Origin of the sequence: Mycobacterium sp. 1165178.9 (genome assembly GCF_001673555.1) — a bacterium.
Taxonomy (GTDB): Bacteria; Actinomycetota; Actinomycetes; order Mycobacteriales; family Mycobacteriaceae; genus Mycobacterium.
In genome coordinates, this window is sequence record NZ_LZMB01000479.1 from 1 (window position 1) to 17,770 (window position 17,770).

The 17,770-nt window shown below is 68.5% G+C and carries 20 protein-coding genes and 1 pseudogene; 11 read left to right on the forward strand and 10 right to left on the reverse strand.

The annotated features are described in order from the left end of the window. Window positions 1-72: pseudogene (locus tag A5652_RS27800) on the reverse strand (GtrA family protein); the annotation flags it as partial. A 152-nt stretch (window positions 73-224) separates the two neighbouring features. On the opposite strand from A5652_RS27800, the gene A5652_RS20470 reads away from it, so the two are divergent. Beyond that, complete coding sequence (locus A5652_RS20470; protein WP_067355780.1) at window positions 225-884, forward strand: GtrA family protein; 660 nt, start codon at window positions 225-227, stop codon at window positions 882-884. On the opposite strand, the gene A5652_RS20475 is transcribed toward A5652_RS20470, so the two are convergent. The 3 genes from A5652_RS20475 to A5652_RS20485 form a co-directional block, all read right to left on the reverse strand. After that, entirely contained in the window at window positions 839-1,357 is a 519-nt protein-coding gene (locus A5652_RS20475) for a PH domain-containing protein (protein ID WP_067355846.1), read from the reverse strand. The genes A5652_RS20470 and A5652_RS20475 overlap by 46 nt on opposite strands. Before the next feature lie 89 nt (window positions 1,358-1,446). Next, window positions 1,447-2,271 (reverse strand): biotin--[acetyl-CoA-carboxylase] ligase, encoded by an 825-nt coding sequence (locus A5652_RS20480; RefSeq protein WP_067355783.1) that lies wholly within the window; start codon window positions 2,269-2,271, stop codon window positions 1,447-1,449. A 17-nt stretch (window positions 2,272-2,288) separates the two neighbouring features. Then, complete coding sequence (locus A5652_RS20485; protein WP_067355787.1) at window positions 2,289-3,860, reverse strand: FAD-binding protein; 1,572 nt, start codon at window positions 3,858-3,860, stop codon at window positions 2,289-2,291. A gap of 35 nt (window positions 3,861-3,895) precedes the next feature. Here A5652_RS20485 and A5652_RS20490 point away from each other — a divergent pair, with 35 nt between their 5' ends. The 8 genes from A5652_RS20490 to A5652_RS20525 all read left to right on the forward strand — a co-directional run bounded on the left by A5652_RS20490 (window position 3,896) and on the right by A5652_RS20525 (window position 10,883). Continuing rightward, complete coding sequence (locus A5652_RS20490) at window positions 3,896-5,536, forward strand: acyl-CoA carboxylase subunit beta (protein WP_067355791.1); 1,641 nt, start codon at window positions 3,896-3,898, stop codon at window positions 5,534-5,536. Then, window positions 5,533-5,793 carry an acyl-CoA carboxylase subunit epsilon gene (locus tag A5652_RS20495; protein ID WP_067355796.1) on the forward strand — a complete coding sequence of 87 codons (261 nt, stop codon included), beginning with the start codon at window positions 5,533-5,535 and terminating at the stop codon, window positions 5,791-5,793. The genes A5652_RS20490 and A5652_RS20495 overlap by 4 nt, the downstream gene beginning before the upstream one ends. Continuing rightward, on the forward strand, window positions 5,790-6,431 hold the full coding sequence (locus A5652_RS20500) for a nucleoside triphosphate pyrophosphatase (RefSeq protein ID WP_067355799.1): 642 nt from the start codon (window positions 5,790-5,792) through the stop codon (window positions 6,429-6,431). Before A5652_RS20495 ends, A5652_RS20500 begins: the two co-directional genes overlap by 4 nt. A gap of 66 nt (window positions 6,432-6,497) precedes the next feature. Beyond that, a complete protein-coding gene (locus A5652_RS20505) occupies window positions 6,498-6,986 on the forward strand; it encodes a pyridoxamine 5'-phosphate oxidase family protein (RefSeq protein ID WP_067355802.1) in 489 nt (162 codons plus the stop codon). A 39-nt stretch (window positions 6,987-7,025) separates the two neighbouring features. Next, complete coding sequence (locus A5652_RS20510) at window positions 7,026-7,916, forward strand: sulfurtransferase (protein WP_067355804.1); 891 nt, start codon at window positions 7,026-7,028, stop codon at window positions 7,914-7,916. Between the two features lie 10 nt (window positions 7,917-7,926). Continuing rightward, window positions 7,927-8,346 carry a SufE family protein gene (locus A5652_RS20515; protein WP_067355808.1) on the forward strand — a complete coding sequence of 140 codons (420 nt, stop codon included), beginning with the start codon at window positions 7,927-7,929 and terminating at the stop codon, window positions 8,344-8,346. A gap of 126 nt (window positions 8,347-8,472) precedes the next feature. Beyond that, window positions 8,473-10,269: an acetyl/propionyl/methylcrotonyl-CoA carboxylase subunit alpha gene (locus A5652_RS20520; RefSeq protein WP_067355812.1), complete on the forward strand. Its 1,797-nt coding sequence runs from the start codon at window positions 8,473-8,475 to the stop codon at window positions 10,267-10,269. A gap of 185 nt (window positions 10,270-10,454) precedes the next feature. Continuing rightward, window positions 10,455-10,883, forward strand: coding sequence for an STAS domain-containing protein (locus A5652_RS20525; RefSeq protein WP_067355815.1), 429 nt, complete (start codon window positions 10,455-10,457; stop codon window positions 10,881-10,883). Here the strand turns inward: A5652_RS20525 and A5652_RS20530 are convergent. The 6 genes from A5652_RS20530 to A5652_RS20555 form a co-directional block, all read right to left on the reverse strand. Continuing rightward, window positions 10,854-11,642 carry an RNA polymerase sigma factor SigF gene (locus A5652_RS20530; RefSeq protein ID WP_067355820.1) on the reverse strand — a complete coding sequence of 263 codons (789 nt, stop codon included), beginning with the start codon at window positions 11,640-11,642 and terminating at the stop codon, window positions 10,854-10,856. The two genes, A5652_RS20525 and A5652_RS20530, sit on opposite strands and share 30 nt — an antisense overlap. Beyond that, a complete protein-coding gene (locus A5652_RS20535; RefSeq protein ID WP_067355825.1) occupies window positions 11,639-12,076 on the reverse strand; it encodes an ATP-binding protein in 438 nt (145 codons plus the stop codon). The genes A5652_RS20530 and A5652_RS20535 overlap by 4 nt, the downstream gene beginning before the upstream one ends. Before the next feature lie 432 nt (window positions 12,077-12,508). Continuing rightward, a complete protein-coding gene (gene usfY, locus A5652_RS20540; protein WP_067355828.1) occupies window positions 12,509-12,820 on the reverse strand; it encodes a protein UsfY in 312 nt (103 codons plus the stop codon). A 47-nt stretch (window positions 12,821-12,867) separates the two neighbouring features. Continuing rightward, complete coding sequence (locus tag A5652_RS20545) at window positions 12,868-13,251, reverse strand: hypothetical protein (RefSeq protein WP_067355832.1); 384 nt, start codon at window positions 13,249-13,251, stop codon at window positions 12,868-12,870. Window positions 13,252-13,410: 159 nt separating this feature from the next. Then, window positions 13,411-14,760: an L-lysine 6-transaminase gene (gene lat, locus A5652_RS20550; RefSeq protein ID WP_067355849.1), complete on the reverse strand. Its 1,350-nt coding sequence runs from the start codon at window positions 14,758-14,760 to the stop codon at window positions 13,411-13,413. 52 nt (window positions 14,761-14,812) lie between these two features. Beyond that, a complete protein-coding gene (locus tag A5652_RS20555) occupies window positions 14,813-15,265 on the reverse strand; it encodes an Lrp/AsnC family transcriptional regulator (RefSeq protein ID WP_067355835.1) in 453 nt (150 codons plus the stop codon). A 30-nt stretch (window positions 15,266-15,295) separates the two neighbouring features. Between A5652_RS20555 and A5652_RS20560 the strand changes: the two genes are divergently transcribed. Continuing rightward, a complete protein-coding gene (locus A5652_RS20560; RefSeq protein WP_067355840.1) occupies window positions 15,296-16,549 on the forward strand; it encodes a VOC family protein in 1,254 nt (417 codons plus the stop codon). Further along, a partial coding sequence (locus A5652_RS20565; protein ID WP_067355843.1) for an aldehyde dehydrogenase family protein occupies window positions 16,546-17,770 on the forward strand: 1,225 nt, incomplete at its 3' end. The genes A5652_RS20560 and A5652_RS20565, both read left to right, overlap by 4 nt.

Consider the following 17,770-nt stretch of genomic DNA (forward strand, 5'->3'; position numbering starts at 1 on the left):
GGCGCGGTTGCGCCAGGCGCGCAGCAGCGTGACGTTGCCGCCCTCGATCTCGTCCTCGAAGATCTCTGCGACGGGGGCTGCGCCCGGCGGGCGTGTACTCGGCACGGCCATCATGGTGTCACGGCGAAACTCCCCGGCGCCAAAGGCGTGTTGACCGGGGCCGACACCGAATTGTTATGTACGATTTTGCGTCGAATTTGTGTCCGTCCGTAGACTGACGTGTTGTGTCCTTCGCCGAAGCCACGATCGCGCGTCTACCTAGGGTTATGCAGCCCTATTTGCTGCGCCACCACGAACTGATCAAATTCGCCATCGTCGGCGGAACCACTTTTGTCATCGACTCGGCGATTTTCTACACGCTGAAGCTGACAATTCTCGAACCCAAACCGGTGACCGCAAAGGTGATTGCGGGCATTGTCGCGGTCATCGCGTCATACGTGCTGAACCGGGAATGGAGCTTCCGCAACCGCGGCGGACGCGAGCGCCACCACGAGGCGCTGCTGTTCTTCGCCTTCAGCGGCGTCGGCGTGCTGCTCTCCATGGCGCCGCTGTGGTTCTCCAGCTACGTGTTGCAACTGCGCGAGCCGACGGTGTCGCTGGCGGTGGAAAACGTCGCCGACTTCATCTCCGCCTACATCATCGGCAACCTGTTGCAGATGGCATTCCGGTTCTGGGCGTTCCGGCGCTGGGTGTTTCCCGATCAGTTCGCGCGTGACCCCGAGAAGGCGCTGGAATCCGCGCTTACCGCCGGCGGCATCGCAGAGATCTTCGAGGACGAGATCGAGGGCGGCAACGTCACGCTGCTGCGCGCCTGGCGCAACCGCGCCAGCAGACTGGGTCAGCTGGGCGATTCCTCGGAACCCAGGGTGTCGAAGACTTCGTGATACAGCAGCGCGTGCACCTCGCGCAGCCGCGGAATGTCGTAAAACTCCAACGGATCTTGTGACGCGGATTCGATGATCAGCGTCCCGGTGCGCAACATGCGCTCGATGATCCGGTCGCGGAATTCCACGCTGTTGATTCGGGCCAGCGGGATATCGATGCCGGTGCGGGTCAGCACCCCGTGCCGGAACATCACGCGCCGGTTGGTCACGACGAAATGGGTGGTCAGCCAGCTCAGGAAGGGCCACAGCGTCAGCCAGCCCACGATCACCAGCCAGATCCCCCAGATGACGCCATAGATGATGTTCTTGGCGAGCTGCTCGAAGTGCGTCGAGTTGAGATACCCCGAGCCGAATGCGGCCAGTCCCGTCACCAGGATGAGAACCAGCACCGGCCAGATCAGCCGCTTCCAGTGCGGGTGGCGGTGCACGATGACGTGTTCGCCGGCGGCCAGAACGTTATCCGGGTAGCCCATGCCCGCCGACATTAGCTGGGCGGCGGCGATCCGCGGAGTAACTAGCGCAAATGGTGGCGACGCGCTTGCGACCGCGCTCGCAATCGCCACTAGCGCAAATGCACCACGTCGCCGGCCGCGACGACGACGGTCTGTCCGCCGCTTTCCAGGCAGAGCCTGCCCTGGTCATCGATGGCGCTCGCGGTCCCGTCGACCTGTTTGCCACCGGGCAGGTGCGCGCGGACCCGGTTGCCGATGGTCAGGCTGCGCGCCCGGTAGTCGGCGGCCAGCGCCCAGTCGGCCCCGCGCGCGGCGCGCCAGGCCACGATCCGGCGGCCCAGCTCCCGCAGCAGGGCGGACACCAGCTCGGTGCGGTCCGGCGCGGCGACGCCCAGGTCGAGCAGCGACGTCGCGCCGGGGCCGTCGATCTCGTCGGCGGACTGAGTCACGTTGAGCCCCAAGCCGATAACGACGACGGGCTTCGCGACCTCGGCGAGGATCCCGGCCAGCTTGCCCGGCGCATCCGGCGGGCCGGCCAGCACGTCGTTGGGCCATTTGAGACCCGCCTGCGCCCCGGTGCCCGCCAGCAACGGCGTCACGGTGTCGACCACCGCCACCCCGGTGGCCAGCGGCAGCCAGCCCCATCCCGTGGTCGGGACGTCGACGACGCTGACCCCGACCGACATGGTGATCTGAGCCCGCGGCGTGGCCGACCAGCCGCGGCCGTGCCGGCCCCGCCCGGCGGTCTGGTGCTCGGCGATCAGCACGGTACCGGCGACGTCGTCACCCGACGCCGCGCGCGCCAGCAGGTCAGCGTTGGTGGAGCCGGTCTGCTCGACAACGTCGAGCTTGCGCCAACCCAGCCCGGTGCCGATCAACTCGGCGCGCATTGCGCTCTCGTCCAACGGTGTTCGGAGCTGATCTCGTTCTGTCACCGCACCCAGCCTAGAACTCAGGGCCGGCGGCCGCGCATGTCCAGCACGGCCAAATGGCTGAACAGCATGCTGGTTCCGATCGGGTTGCCCCCGCCGGGATAGGCGGTGCCGCTGGGCGCGGCCATGGTGTTGCCCGCGGCGTACAGGCCGGGGATGGGGCTGCCGGCGCGGTCGAGCACCCGCGCGGCGGCGTCGGTGCGCAGGCCGCCCTTGGTGCCCAGATCGGAGATGCCGAAGGCGGCGGCGTGATACGGCGGTGAGTCGATGGGCACCAGCGGCGACGCTCCCGCCGAGAACGCTCGGTCGAACGCCTCGTCGCCGCGGCCGAAGTCCTCGTCGACGCCGGAAGCGGCAAAACCGTTGAACCGGGCCACCGTTGCGGCCAGTTGCCCACCCGGAACCCCGATCTTGGCGGCCAGTTCCTCCAGCGTGTCCGCGGAATGCCACAGGCCGGCGGCGACGTACTTCTCGGCCTCGACGATGGACACGTTGGCCGCCTTCACCGGCGGCACCTCGCCCTCCTTGTCGTCGTAGATCATCCAGTACGGCAACGTGATCGAGCCCTCGCGCAACTGCGCGATGATCTCGCGGCCGGCGCGGTCGTACGCCCGGGATTCGTTGACGAACCGGTTGCCGGTCTGGTTCACGAAGATGCCGCCGGTGAACCACAGCGCGAATGCCGACCGGCCGTCGGGGTGGGTCATGCCGGGCGACCACCAGGCCTGGTCGAGCAGGTCGGTGTCGGCGCCCGCGGCAATGCCGGCCTGCAGCGCCTGGCCGCGACTTCCCGGGCCGCCCATGGTGTCTCGCGACGTCCCCGGCACGCCGTAGCGCCGGCGCAGCTCCTCGTTGGCTTCGAAGCCCCCGGCGGCCAGCAGCACTCCGCGGCGCGCGCGGATGCCGCGTCGTTCGCCGTCGGTCTCGATGATCGCGCCGGTGACCTCGCCGTCGGACAGCACCAGCTCGACCAGGGCGGTGTCGCGCCGCAGCGACGCCGTCGGGTACTGGCCGATGGCCTTGAGGAATCGCGCGATCAGCGCGCGTCCGCCCAGGTAGTAGTCCGACGGGGGTTCGGCGCCGAGCCGGTCGGTGTCCAGCGGTCCGCGGATCGCCTCGCGAAATTCGGGGGCGGCGTCCACTTTCAGGGGCTTGGCCGCGATGTGGCGTCTGCCGTCCAGCCGCGCCTTGGGCGCTGTGCCGTAGTAGTCGGGCCACGGCAGCGGCACGAACTTCAGGTTCGGGTCGGCCTCGAGGTACTCGATCAGCGGCGCGCCGCCACGGACATAGGTTTCCTGCAACTCGCGTGGCGTCCGGTCACCGACCACGGCGTGGTAGTAGGTGAGCGCGTCCTCGATGGTGTCGTCGTCCATGCCTGCGCGGACCAGCACGGGATTGCACGGGAACCAGACGCCGCCCCCGCCGGAGTAGGCGGTGGTGCCACCGAATTTCGACGTCGCCTCGACCAGCAGCACGTCGAGGCCTTCACGCGCCGCGGTGTAGGCACCGGTCACGCCGCCGCCGCCCGACCCCGCGATCAGCACGTCGCATTCGGTCGCCCAGTCCGCGGTTCCCAACGGGCGGGCGTCCATCAGCGGAGAGTACCGCGCCGCTAAGCTCGACTCCCATGACGAGCGTTACCGACCACACTGCGGAACCGGCCGCCGAGCACAGCATCGACATCCACACCACCGCGGGCAAGCTGGCCGAGCTGCACAAGCGGCGCGAAGAGTCACTGCACCCGGTGGGCGAAGAGGCCGTCGAGAAGGTGCACGCCAAGGGCAAGCTGACCGCCCGCGAACGCATCCTGGCCCTGCTCGACGAGGACTCGTTCGTGGAGCTCGATGCGCTGGCCCGCCACCGCAGCAAGAACTTCGGCCTGGATAACAACCGCCCGCTGGGCGACGGCGTGATCACCGGCTACGGCACCGTCGACGGCCGCGACGTGTGCATCTTCAGCCAGGACGCCACGGTGTTCGGTGGCAGCCTCGGCGAGGTGTACGGCGAGAAGATCGTCAAGATCCAGGACCTGGCCATCAAGACCGGTCGCCCGCTGATCGGCATCAACGACGGCGCCGGCGCGCGGATCCAGGAGGGCGTCGTCTCGCTCGGCCTGTACAGCCGCATCTTCCGCAACAACATCCTGGCCTCCGGCGTCATCCCGCAGATCTCGCTGATCATGGGGGCGGCCGCCGGTGGGCACGTCTACTCCCCCGCGCTGACCGACTTCGTGGTCATGGTCGACCAGACCAGCCAGATGTTCATCACCGGACCCGACGTCATCAAAACCGTCACCGGCGAGGACGTCACGATGGAGGAGCTGGGCGGCGCCCACACCCACATGGCCAAGTCGGGCACCCTGCACTACGTCGCCTCGGGCGAGCAGGACGCGTTCGACTGGGTCCGTGACCTGCTGAGCTACCTACCGCCCAACAACGCCACCGACGCGCCGCGCTACGCCGAGCCGCATCCCCCGGGCGCCATCGAAGACAACCTCACCGACGAGGACCTCGAGCTCGACACGCTGATCCCGGACTCGCCCAACCAGCCCTACGACATGCACGAGGTGATCACCCGCATCCTCGACGACGACGAATTCCTCGAGATTCAGGGCGGCTACGCGCAGAACATCGTCGTCGGGTTCGGCCGCATCGAGGGCCGCCCGGTGGGGATCGTGGCCAACCAGCCGACCCAGTTCGCCGGCTGCCTGGACATCAACGCCTCGGAGAAGGCCGCCCGGTTCGTGCGGACCTGCGACTGCTTCAACATCCCGATCATCATGCTGGTCGACGTCCCGGGCTTCCTGCCGGGCACCGGCCAGGAGTACAACGGCATCATCCGCCGCGGCGCCAAGCTGCTGTTCGCCTACGGCGAGGCCACGGTCCCGAAGATCACCGTCATCACCCGCAAGGCCTACGGCGGCGCCTACTGCGTGATGGGGTCCAAGGACATGGGCTGCGACGTCAACCTGGCGTGGCCGTCGGCGCAGATCGCGGTGATGGGCGCCTCCGGCGCGGTCGGGTTCGTCTACCGCAAGCAGCTGAGCGAGGCCGCCAAGGAGGGCAAGGACGTCGACGCGCTGCGGCTGCAGCTGCAGCAGGAGTACGAGGACACCCTGGTCAACCCGTACGTCGCCGCCGAGCGTGGCTATGTCGACGCGGTGATCCCGCCTTCGCACACCCGCGGTTACATCGGCACGGCGCTGCGCCTGCTGGAGCGCAAGATCTCCCACCTGCCCCCCAAGAAGCACGGGAACATCCCCCTATGACCGAGCAGACCGACGGCGCCGTGGCCGGGGACGCTGCGCAGCCGCATGCGCACGAGCCGCACATCCAGATCCTCAAGGGTGAGCCCACCGTCGAGGAGGTGGCCGCGCTGGTCGCGGTGCTGGGCTGCGCCGGCGGTGCGCCGGAGCCCGAACAGCCCGAGCGGACCCGCTGGGGCCTGCCGGTCGACCGGCTGCGCTTCGCGATGACCAACTATCAGCGGCTCACGTTCCAGCAAATGACTCACATGAGGCATTGACCCGCCTGGTGCTGGCGTCGGCGTCGGCCGGCCGGCTCAAGGTGCTGCGCCAGGCCGGCGTCGATCCCCTGGTCCTGGTCTCCGGCGTCGACGAGGACGCCGTCACCGCCGCGCTGGACCCGGACGCGTCGCCGCGCGACGTGGTGTGCGCGCTGGCCCGGGCCAAGGCCGAACGGGTGGCGAACGAACTGGATGGCGCCGTCGCGGCCGATTGCGTTGTCGTCGGCTGTGATTCGATGCTGTCCCTCGACGGCCGGCTGTGTGGGAAACCCGGTTCGGCCGATGCCGCCGCGAGCCAGTGGCGCCTGATGGGCGGGCGTTCCGGCGAACTGCACACCGGGCACTGCGTGCTGCGGCTGCGTGACGCTGCCATCACCCACCGTGAAGTCGAATCCCAAAGCACGACAGTGTATTTCGCCACTCCGGCGTATGCGGACCTGCGGGCGTACGTCGAACACGGGGAGCCGTGGCACGTGGCCGGCGGCTTTACCCTGGATGGCCTGGGCGGCTGGTTCGTCGACGGCATCGACGGTGACCCGTCGAACGTGATCGGCGTCAGCCTGCCGCTGCTGCGGTCACTGCTGGGCCGGGTCGGGCTGTCGGTGTCCGCGCTGTGGACGGCACCGCCGAGCCGCTGAATCCGCAGGGCCGCTCGCGCTTTCGTCGCCGAAGTACATGTCGGGCCCGAACCCTAGGGTCAAGCCATGACCACGTGGACCGAGTTCACCGCCCAAGCGCCGCGCATCGCCGGCATCTTCACCCGTCGCCATCGAGCCAGCGGCAACCTGTGCATGCTGGCCACCCTGCGCTCCGACGGCTTCCCGCGGATCAGCCCGATGGAGCCGCGGATCTTCGAGGACGAGTTGTGGCTGCCGGGGATGCCGGCCACCACCAAGTTCCTCGATCTGGCGCGCGACCCGAGGTTTTGTCTGCACACCGCGACCGTCGACACCGAGGTGACCGACGGGGACGCAAAGTTGTGGGGGCTGGCGCGCGTCGTTCCCTACGGCGCGGTGCACCGGCGCTTCGCCGAGGCGCTGTTCTCCGAGACCGGATTGGACCTGCGCGATCAGCGATTCGACCTGCTCGGCGCCGATGTCACCGGGGCATCGGCGGTCGAGGTCCGCGACGGCCACGTGGATGTCACCATCTGGAATCCCGGCGTGCCCGAGCGGGTGGTCCGCAAGCACTGATCTGCTGGCCGTTTCGGAGCTGGCGGTAGGCTCGGGAGCGTGGCATTACCACCCGACCCCAGCCCGACATTGCAGGCCTACGCCCACCCCGAGCGACTGGTCACCGCCGACTGGCTGTCCGCCAACCAAGGCGCCCCCGGCCTGGCGATCGTCGAATCCGACGAGGACGTGTTGCTCTACGACGTCGGTCATATCCCCGGCGCGGTCAAGGTCGACTGGCACACCGACCTCAACGACCCCCGGGTCCGCGACTACATCAACGGCGAGCAGTTCGCCGAGCTGATGGACCGCAAGGGCATCGCCCGCGACGACACCGTGGTGATCTACGGCGACAAGAGCAACTGGTGGGCGGCCTACGCCCTGTGGGTGTTCACGCTGTTCGGGCACCCCGACGTGCGGCTGCTCAACGGCGGCCGGGACCTGTGGCTGGCCGAACGCCGGGAGACCACACTGGACGTGCCCACCAAGACGTCCAGCGGCTACCCCGTCGTCGCCCGCAACGACGCACCCATCCGGGCCTTCAGGGACGACGTGCTGGGCATTCTCGGCAGCGAGCCGCTGATCGACGTGCGCTCGCCGGACGAGTACACCGGCAAGCGCACGCACATGCCCGAGTACCCCGAGGAAGGCGTGCTGCGCGGCGGCCACATCCCCACCGCCCGGTCGATTCCGTGGGCCAAGGCGGCCGACGAGAGCGGACGGTTCCGCAGCCGCGAGGAGCTCGAGGAGCTGTACAGCTTCATCGACCCGGACGACAAGACCGTCGTCTACTGCCGCATCGGCGAGCGCTCGAGCCACACCTGGTTCGTGCTGACGCATCTGCTCGGCAAACCCGGGGTGCGCAACTACGACGGATCGTGGACCGAGTGGGGCAACACCGTGCGCACGCCGATCGTGGCGGGTGAAGAGCCGGGCACCGTCGAAGTCTGATGGCGCCGCGATGAGCATGCCCGCGCCGCTGGCAGAGGTGGTGTCCGACTTCGCCGAAGTCGAGGGCCAGGACAAGCTCGCGCTGCTGCTGGAGTTCGCCAACGAACTCCCGGCGCTGCCGTCCGACCTCGAAGAAGCGGCCATGGAGCCGGTGCCCGAATGCCAGACCCCGCTGTTTTTGCACGTGGACGCCAGCGACCCCGAGCGGGTGCGGCTGCACTTCAGCGCGCCGGCCGAATCGCCGACCACGCGGGGGTTCGCATCGATCCTGGCCGCCGGTCTCGACGAACAGCCGGCCGCCGACATCCTGGCGGTGCCCGAGGATTTTTACGCCGACCTCGGGCTGGCCGCGCTGATCAGCCCGCTGCGGCTGCGGGGCTTGTCGGCGATGCTCGCCCGCATCAAGCGCAGGCTGCGCGAGGTGTCCTGAAAAAAGTCGGACCGCCTCGTCGGGCCGAACGGCGCGGCGCTTAGACTTCCCGAGAACTCGATGTAAGAAATTCTCTTAGAGAAGTCCGCAGAAATGCGTCTGCGGATATGCCAAACAGGAGGCGCAGTGGCTAGTCACGCCAGCTCGAGGATCTCCAAGGTGCTCGTCGCCAACCGCGGCGAAATCGCTGTCCGGGTGATCCGCGCGGCCCGCGATGCGGGCCTGTCCAGCGTGGCGGTCTACGCCGAACCCGACGCTGACGCGCCGCACGTGCGTCTGGCCGATGAAGCGTTCGCGTTGGGTGGCCAAACGTCCGCGGAGTCCTACCTGGACTTCGGCAAACTCCTTGACGCGGCGGCCAAGTCGGGCGCCAACGCCATCCACCCCGGCTACGGCTTCCTGTCGGAGAACGCCGATTTCGCCCAGGCGGTCCTGGACGCGAACCTGATCTGGATCGGGCCCAGCCCGCAGTCCATCCGCGATCTCGGTGACAAAGTCACCGCCCGCCACATCGCCGCGCGCGCGCAGGCCCCGCTGGTGCCCGGCACCCCCGACCCGGTGAAGGACGCCGACGAGGTGGTGGCCTTCGCCGAGGAGTACGGCGTGCCGGTCGCGATCAAGGCGGCGTTCGGCGGCGGCGGCAAGGGCATGAAGGTGGCCCGCACCATCGAAGAGATCCCCGAGCTGTTCGAGTCGGCCACCCGTGAGGCCGTCGCGGCGTTCGGCCGCGGCGAGTGCTTCGTCGAGCGCTACCTGGACAAGCCGCGCCACGTCGAGGCGCAGGTGATCGCCGACCAGCACGGCAACGTGATCGTCGCCGGCACCCGCGACTGCTCGCTGCAGCGCCGCTTCCAGAAGCTGGTGGAGGAGGCTCCGGCTCCGTTCCTGACCGACGCGCAGCGCAAGGAGATCCACGAGTCGGCGAAGCGGATCTGCAAGGAGGCCCACTACTACGGCGCCGGGACCGTCGAATACCTCGTCGGCCAGGACGGCCTGATCTCCTTCCTGGAGGTCAACACCCGGCTGCAGGTCGAGCACCCGGTCACCGAGGAGACCGCCGGCATCGACCTGGTACTGCAGCAGTTCAAGATCGCCAACGGCGAGAAGCTGGACCTCACCGAGGATCCCACGCCGCGCGGGCACGCCATCGAGTTCCGGATCAACGGCGAGGACGCCGGACGCGGCTTCCTGCCCGCGCCGGGCCCCGTCACCCGGTACGACATCCCGACCGGCCCCGGTGTCCGCCTGGACTCGGGTGTCGAGGCCGGCTCGGTCATCGGCGGTCAATTCGACTCGATGCTGTCCAAGCTGATCGTGTACGGGGCCACCCGCGAGGAGGCGCTCGCGCGCTCGCGCCGGGCACTGGACGAGTTCCACGTCGAAGGCCTGGCCACGGTCATCCCGTTCCACCGCGCCGTGGTCTCCGACCCGGCGTTCATCGGTGACGGCGACGGCTTCTCGGTGCACACCCGCTGGATCGAGACCGAGTGGAACAACACCATCGAACCGTTCACCGGCGGCGAGCCGCTGGACGAAGAGGACGCCCGGCCGCGCCAGAAGGTGGTCGTGGAGGTCGGCGGCCGCCGGCTCGAGGTGTCGCTGCCCGGCGACCTGGCGCTGTCCGGCGGCGGCGCGGCGGACCCGGCCGGCGTCATCCGCAAGAAGCCCAAGGCGCGCAAGCGCGGGGGCCACGCGGGTGCGGCCGCCTCCGGCGACGCGGTGACCGCGCCCATGCAGGGCACCGTCGTCAAGGTCGCGGTCGAGGAGGGCCAGGAGGTTGCCGCTGGCGACCTGGTGGTGGTACTCGAGGCGATGAAGATGGAGAACCCGGTCACCGCGCACAAGGACGGTGTCATCACCGGACTCGCGGTCGAGGCCGGCGCCGCCATCACTCAGGGCACGGTGCTCGCCGAAATCAAGTAGCGCTTGTCTGAGAGTTTTCCCAGACAATGTTGTCGACCCTGGTTATCGCGAGTAGGGTCTCGGACAAGGTTGAGTTCACAGCCGCCCGGGATACGTCGGTGACGTGGGGGTAGGCCGAATTCCCTTCTTATCCGAACTCTTTTCGTGTTGTTGACGTATCCACAGCAGGAAACTCCCGCAAAGGGATGGAGTCAGCGATGTCTGTGGCCCAATCGTGGCAACAAAGCCGCACAGCACAATTCACCGCCCGCTGGGGCCCGACCGGAACCCTGATCACGGTCGACGGCGAGCTCGACGCGGCCAACGCCGATCAGCTGGTCGCGTACGTGCAGCAGAGCACCAAGCGGTCCCGGCGGGTGATTCTGGACCTGCGTGGCCTCAAATTCATTGGTACCGCGGGTTTTTCGGCCCTGCACCGGATCAATGTGGCATGCTCGGGCGCCCAGGCGTCCTGGGCCATGGCGCCGAGCCCGGCGGTAGCCAGGTTGCTGCGGCTCTGCGACCCCGACGCGACGCTGCCGGTGACGACGCAGCAGGCCGAGCCGCTGCTGGAACCGCTGTGGGTTGAAGAAGAGCCCCGGCCGCTACTGCAACTGGTCACGGAGCCGCGTTAGCGACTTCGCCAGCAGCCGCGACACGTGCATCTGTGAGATGCCGACCCGCTCGGCGATCTGCGTCTGCGTCATCGACTCGAAGAATCGGAGCACCAACACCGTCCGTTCCCGCTCGGGCAGCGCCTCGAGCAATGGACGCAACGATTCCTGATCCTCGATCCGGTCCAGGCCGGTGTCGACGTCACCGAGGGTGTCCGCGATCGCGCGGGCTTCCTCCTCCTCGCCGCCGCCACCGCTGTCGATGGACAGGGTGTTGTACGAGCTGCCCGCCACGAGCCCCTCGACCACCTCTTCGCGGTCCATGTCCAGCTCCGCGGCGAGTTCGGTCGCGGTGGGCGCGCGGCCCAGCCGCTGCGACAGGTCGGCGGTGGCGGTGCCCAGCCGCAGGTGCAGTTCCTTCAGCCGTCGCGGGACCTTGACCGACCAGCTGTTGTCGCGGAAGTGGCGCCGGACCTCTCCCATGATGGTGGGCACCGCGAAGGATACGAAGTCCGAGCCCGCATCGACGTCGAATCGAACCACCGCGTTGACCAATCCGACGCGCGCCACCTGAACCAGGTCGTCACGCGGTTCGCCGCGGCCTTCGAAGCGGCGGGCGATGTGGTCGGCGAGCGGCAGGCAGCGCTCGACGATCTTGTCCCGTTGACGCTGAAATTCCATCGAGTCGGGCGGGGCAGCGGCCAACTCACGGAACATGTCCGGAACATCGGCGTATTCGTTCGGACGAGAAACCGAACCGCCGGCAGCTCGCGCTGTCACCTGCTGGAGGCCGCCCGTCGCGCCGTCAGCGTGATGCCGAAAACACTGCCGGATTCATTGGGTTCGCGACCGTCATGGAAAGTCTGCACGTCGTCGGCGAGCGACGTCAGCACATGCCAACTGAAGCTGCCTGGCGCCACCACGTCGTGAGTGTCGCATGCCGCGGAAGCTTCCACTACCAATTGGTCATCCTGGGGGTCGACCACGACGATCAGGGTCGCGTCGGGAGTGGCCGAACGAATCAACCGGGTGCACACTTCGTCGACCGCGAGCCGCAGGTCCGCCACCGCATCGAAATCCAGGTCCTCGAAGGTGCCGATGGCACCGACCAGGGTGCGCAGCATCGCCAGGTTCTCCAGTCGCGCAGCAACGTGAAGTTCGACGGCGCGATGGCCGCGCGGACGCTTGGTAGCGTGCAATCCAGCATCGTTCATATGGTCTCCCGGCAATGTTTGACTGACACTACTACTGCTCCGCAGTCCGCCGTGGACCTCGCGTTCGAGCCGGTTAGTCATGATCGCCGCCGGGTTTTCGGCCCGCCGTCGGCGGGCCTGACACGACCGACACAATCTGGACGCGCCAACACAGGCGCTTCGCGGTGATCGCCGGGGTCACGCTGGTCATATCGATAGTCGTCGCAGTAGGCATATATATATTCGGTGTTTTCGTGATTCCGACCCCCATGATGGGGTAACCACGCAACCGTTCCGGCACTCATCATGGTGCAATCCTGATACCCACAACTTCACGCCCGTAACCTCGCAATAATCTTTCATGCGCAATGTCACACCGCGCGGCGTCGGGGCAGGTCATGCAGAAAAACGACGCGATCGGCGTTCGCGTGCCGGTTGCTCGGCGGCCTGGCTCTAGCTGGCCGGCCGTTGCCGGTACACGTCCGGATGTTCGGTGTACCAGCGATCGCAGATCCGGCGAATCCTGCGGTGCTCCACCGCCAGCCAGGCCAGCCCCAGCACCGCGGCGATGACCCCGAGAATCCCCGCCGTCATGCCCTCGTGGTGATGTCCGCTGCCGAAGGCCGCGAGGCTGCCGCAAGTCCCGATCACGCCCGCGACGACCAATAGGTAACCGGGCCAGTGCAGGACGTCGATCAGCGACTCGCCGGCGAGCGGCCGCGTTGTTCTCAGATGGTCGACGGGGTCGTGGTAGGTGTCTCCCATAGCTGCTCCTCACCGCACCATCAACGTTAGATCGCGGGAGGACAAACCTAAAGGGCCAGCACCGGACCGGCGATCGGCGCAACCCCCATGGCGACCATCAGGGCCATCGCGGTCAGCAGGAACCAGCCCGCGCCGTGCCACCCCCACCAGGTTCCCCGGGCCTTCCACACCAGATAGGTGCGCACGAAAGCCCAAATCCCGGCGCCGAGCGCGATCAGCGGACCGCCGAACGCCAGCAGGGTGCGCTGCGGGGGGCCACACGCCACCGTGTCCACGCCCACTCCCGGGCAGGTACTGACCCATACCGCGGCGATCAACAGGAAGCCGACGGCGGCCAGCGTGGACAGGACGGCGAAACGGATGGCGGCGTGCACCTCGCCGTCCGCCTGGCCCAGGCGGTCACCGCCCGATCGCGCGTCTGCTTTCTGCATCGCTGTTCACCTCCCCGTGAAGACCCGCGCTGAGTTCATCGCTCGCTACGTCGCATTAGTTACAGGACGCCAGTGCCCGCGCTGGTAGCTGCGGAATGTGCACGAATTCACATACCCCGTGGCAAACCCCGGTAAACGGGATCGATGTGAGGTCAATGCCTAGCCCAGGTCTCGCAGAGCCGCACGGATGGCATGCAACGCGGCGTCGATTTCCGCGTGCGAGACGGTCAGCGCCGGACGGAACCGGACACCGTCGTGGCCCGAGGGCAGCACAATCACGGCACGGTGCCACAGCTGGCGGATCACCTCGTCGCGGTCGGCGGTGGTCGGCAGGCTGAAGGCGCACATCAGGCCGCGGCCGCGGGGGTCGAGCACCAGGCCGGGAAATTCGCCGGCGAGCTCGTCTAGGCGCCCGCGCAGGTAGGCGCCGCGTTCGGCGGCCCGATCGAACAACTCGTCGGCCTCGATCACCTCGAGGACGCGGCGGGCGCGCACCATGTCAGCCAGGTTGCCGCCCCACGTCGAGTTCAGCCGCGAGGACACCGCGAACACGTTGTCGGTCACCTCGTCGACCCGGCGGCCCGCCATGATGCCGCACACCTGCGTCTTCTTGCCGAACGCCACAGCGTCGGGTTCCACGCCCAATTGCTGGTAGGCCCACGGCGTTCCGGTCAGGCCGCAGCCGGTCTGCACCTCGTCGAAGATCAGCAAAGCGTCGTGCTCGTCGCACAGTTCGCGCATGGCCGCGAAGAACTCGGGCCGGAAGTGGCGGTCGCCGCCCTCGCCCTGGATCGGTTCGGCCACAAAGCATGCGATGTCGTGCTGGTGGGATGCGAAGGCCGCGCGGGCCTGGCGCAGCGACTCGGCCTCCAGCGCCGCCATGGCAGCCCGGTCCAGGCCGGGCCGGATGAACGGGGCATCGATGCGGGGCCAGTCGAACTTGGGGAAGCGATCCACCGTGACGGGCTTGGTGTTGGTCAGCGACAGCGTGTAGCCGCTGCGGCCGTGGAACGCACCGCGCAGGTGCAGCACCCGGGTGCCCAGCGCGGGGTCGATCCCGTGGGCTTCGTTGAACCGGCTCTTCCAGTCGAACGCCACCTTGAGGGCGTTCTCCACCGCGAGCGCTCCCCCGTCGACGAAGAAGAGGTGCGGCAGGGCCGGGTCGCCCAGCACCCGGGCGAAGGTCTCCACGAAACGGGCCAACGCCACCGAGTACACGTCGGAGTTGCTGGGCTTGTTCAGCGCGGCCTGCGCCAGCTCGGCGCGAAACTCCTCGTCGTCGGCGAGCGCGGGGTGGTTCATGCCCAGCGCCGACGACGCGAAGAAGGTGAACATGTCCAGGTAGCGGCGGCCGTCGCGGGCGTCGTACAGGTAGGAGCCGGCGGAGCGGGCCGGATCGAGCACGAGGTCGAAACCATCGACCAGCATGCTGCGCGACAGCATCTCGTGGACCCGGTCGGGCCCGGTGGTGCTGCCGGTGCGGATGAAGCGGTCCAGGGTCGCGGTCATGGCGCCCATGCTAGCCGATTTTTACGGAATCATAAGCCAGATGCCGTATATTTTATGGTATTCGTTGCCTATCAGCGTAAAAAGTATTCAATATGATGGTGCTGCGCGTACTGACGTTCGCCGTCGTCCGGATCCGCTGCAGCAGGTCTTCCAGCGCCCGGGCGGACGGGACGCGGACCAGCAGGACGTAGCTTTCGTCGCCGGCCACCGAGTGACACGATTCGATCTCCTCGATGTGCTCGAGGCGGGCGGGCGCATCATCGGGTTGAGAGGGATCCAAGGGAGTGATGGCCACGAACGCCGACAGCAGGTGCCCGACCGCCTCCGGATCGATGCGTGCCGCGTATCCCGAGATCACGCCGCGCGCCTCCAGCCTGCGCACCCGCGACTGCACCGCCGAGACCGACAGCCTGGCGCTGGCGGCGAGCTCCGCCAGCGTCGCGCGGCCGTCGGCGACCAGCTCGCGCACCAGAATCCGGTCGACCTCGTCGAGCGTCTCACCCATGGCCGGAGACTATCGCAGGAACGGCCCGCTGTGACCCGCACGAAATGGCTGGAAACCTGGCAGCTTCGGGCGCAGTTCGCCGCGCGCCTGTCGGCGATGTATGCGGTCGAGGTGCCCGCGTACGGCACCCTGGTCGAGGTCAGCGGGCGGGTCAACGCCGATTACGCGGCGCGCCATCCCAACGCCGAACGGTTCGGCTCGCTGCGGCGGGTCACCGCGGAGCGGCACGGCGCCATCCGGGTGGGCAGCCCGGCCGAACTGGCCGCCGTCGCCGACCTTTTCGCCGCATTCGGCATGCTGCCGGTGGGCTACTACGACCTGCGCCGTGCGGCGTCGCCGGTCCCGGTCGTGTCGACCGCCTTTCGGCCTATCGGCGCAAAGGAGTTGGCGCTGAACCCGTTTCGGGTGTTCACCTCGATGCTGGCCTCCCGTGACCTGCGCTACTTCGGCCGCGATCTGCGCCGGCGCATCGACACCTTCCTGGCCCAGCGCCGGCTGTTCGACCCCGGGCTGACGGCCCGGGCGCGGATCATCGCCGCCGAAGGCGGCTGCGAAACCGAGGAGGCGCGAACGTTCGTCGTGGCGGCCGTGGCGGCATTCGCGTTGTCCCGCGAGCCGATCCAGCGATCCTGGTATGACGAATTGGCTCGCGTGTCCGCGGTGGCCGCCGACATCGCCGGCGTCGGCTCCACCCACATCAACCACCTGACGCCGCGGGTGCTGGACATCGACGACCTGTACCAGCGGATGACCGCGCGCGGCATCACCATGATCGACGCCATCCAGGGCCCGCCCCGCACCAACGGGCCCGCGGTGCTGTTGCGCCAGACCTCTTTTCGCGCGCTGGCCGAACCCCGGCGCTTCCGCGGCGACGACGGCCGCATCACCGAAGGGACGCTGCGGGTGCGCTTCGGGGAGGTGGAGGCGCGCGGTGTCGCGCTGACCCCGCGGGGCCGGCACCGCTACGACGCGGCGATGGCCGCCCCCGACCCGGCCGCGGTGTGGGCGGACTACTTTCCGTGCACCGACGCCCAGATGGCCGCCGCGGGACTGGCGTACTACCGCGGCGGTGACCCGTCCGCGCCGATCGTGTACGAGGACTTCCTGCCCGCGTCGGCGGCGGGCATCTTCCGGTCGAACCTGGATGCCGACACCCGCGTCGAAAACGATGCCGCCGCCGACGATTCCGGCTACGACGCGCAGCGGCTGGCCGGTGCCATCGGCCGCGAGATCTACGACCCGTATTCGCTTTACGAAGCGCAATCCCAGGAGGCACCCCGATGAGCATGCCCACCGCCGAAGACTTGCGCGCCCGGGTGCGCGATGCCCTGCGGGCGATGGGGGCCGATATCGCCCTCGGCGAGCCGGACGCCCATGGGATGACCGTGAGCACACCGATCACCGGCGAGGTGTTGTTCACCGTCAAGCCCACCACACCCGAGCGGGCCGAGCGGGTGATCGACGAAGCCGCCCAAGCGTTTCCGGTGTGGCGTGCCACGCCGGCCCCGGTTCGGGGAGCGCTGGTGGCGCGTCTCGGCGAACTGCTGACCGCGCATAAGAACGAGCTGGCCACGCTGGTGACGTGCGAGGTCGGCAAGATCACCTCCGAGGCCGCCGGCGAGGTGCAGGAGATGATCGACATCTGCCAGTTCGCCGTGGGCCTGTCGCGTCAGCTCTACGGCCGCACCATCGCATCGGAACGGCCCGGCCATCGCTTGCTGGAGACCTGGCACCCGCTCGGCGTCGTCGGGGTGATCACCGCCTTCAACTTCCCGGTCGCGGTGTGGGCCTGGAACGCGGCGCTGGCCCTGGTCTGCGGGGACCCGGTGGTGTGGAAGCCCTCGGAGTTGACACCGTTGACGGCGTTGGCCACTGCGGCGCTGATCGACCGGGCCGCGACCGACGTCGGCGCCCCGCCCGCGGTGAGCTCGCTGCTGCTGGGCGACCGCGACCTGGGTGAGCGGCTGGTGGACGACCCCCGTATCGCGTTGTTGTCGGCGACCGGCTCGGTTCGGATGGGCCGCGCGGTCGGTCCCCGCGTCGCCGCGCGCTTCGGGCGGATGCTGCTGGAATTGGGCGGCAACAACGCCGCCATAGTGACGCCGTCGGCCGACCTGGATCTGGCCGTGCGGGCGGTGGTGTTCGCCGCCGCCGGCACCGCCGGTCAGCGCTGCACCAGCCTGCGCCGGCTGATCGTCCACCGCTCGGTGGCCGACGAGGTGGTCGCGCGCGTCGAAGCCGCCTTCCGGCAACTGCCCATCGGGGACCCGTCCGCGCCGGGCACGCTGATCGGCCCGCTGATTCACGAAACCGCCTACCGCGACATGGTGGGGGCGCTCGAACAGGCGCGTGCCGACGGCGGTGAGGTCATCGGCGGCGACCGCGTTCACCAGGAAGGTCCGGGACACTCGAGTTCGTATTACGTCGCCCCGGCGCTGGTGCGGATGCCCGCGCAGACCGCCATCGTGGCCACCGAGACGTTCGCGCCCATCCTCTACGTGCTGA

Bases quoted from the DNA above. Each gene is read 5' to 3' on its own strand.
- A5652_RS20475 (WP_067355846.1), bottom strand. From the start codon at position 1,357: ATGGGCTACCCGGATAACGTTCTGGCCGCCGGCGAACACGTCATCGTG.
- A5652_RS20485 (WP_067355787.1), bottom strand. From the start codon at position 3,860: ATGGACGCCCGCCCGTTGGGAACCGCGGACTGGGCGACCGAATGCGAC.
- A5652_RS20490 (WP_067355791.1), top strand. From the start codon at position 3,896: ATGACGAGCGTTACCGACCACACTGCGGAACCGGCCGCCGAGCACAGC.
- A5652_RS20495 (WP_067355796.1), top strand. From the start codon at position 5,533: ATGACCGAGCAGACCGACGGCGCCGTGGCCGGGGACGCTGCGCAGCCG.
- A5652_RS20505 (WP_067355802.1), top strand. From the start codon at position 6,498: ATGACCACGTGGACCGAGTTCACCGCCCAAGCGCCGCGCATCGCCGGC.
- A5652_RS20515 (WP_067355808.1), top strand. From the start codon at position 7,927: ATGAGCATGCCCGCGCCGCTGGCAGAGGTGGTGTCCGACTTCGCCGAA.
- A5652_RS20525 (WP_067355815.1), top strand. From the start codon at position 10,455: ATGGAGTCAGCGATGTCTGTGGCCCAATCGTGGCAACAAAGCCGCACA.
- A5652_RS20535 (WP_067355825.1), bottom strand. From the start codon at position 12,076: ATGAACGATGCTGGATTGCACGCTACCAAGCGTCCGCGCGGCCATCGC.
- usfY (WP_067355828.1), bottom strand. From the start codon at position 12,820: ATGGGAGACACCTACCACGACCCCGTCGACCATCTGAGAACAACGCGG.
- A5652_RS20545 (WP_067355832.1), bottom strand. From the start codon at position 13,251: ATGCAGAAAGCAGACGCGCGATCGGGCGGTGACCGCCTGGGCCAGGCG.
- lat (WP_067355849.1), bottom strand. From the start codon at position 14,760: ATGACCGCGACCCTGGACCGCTTCATCCGCACCGGCAGCACCACCGGG.
- A5652_RS20555 (WP_067355835.1), bottom strand. From the start codon at position 15,265: ATGGGTGAGACGCTCGACGAGGTCGACCGGATTCTGGTGCGCGAGCTG.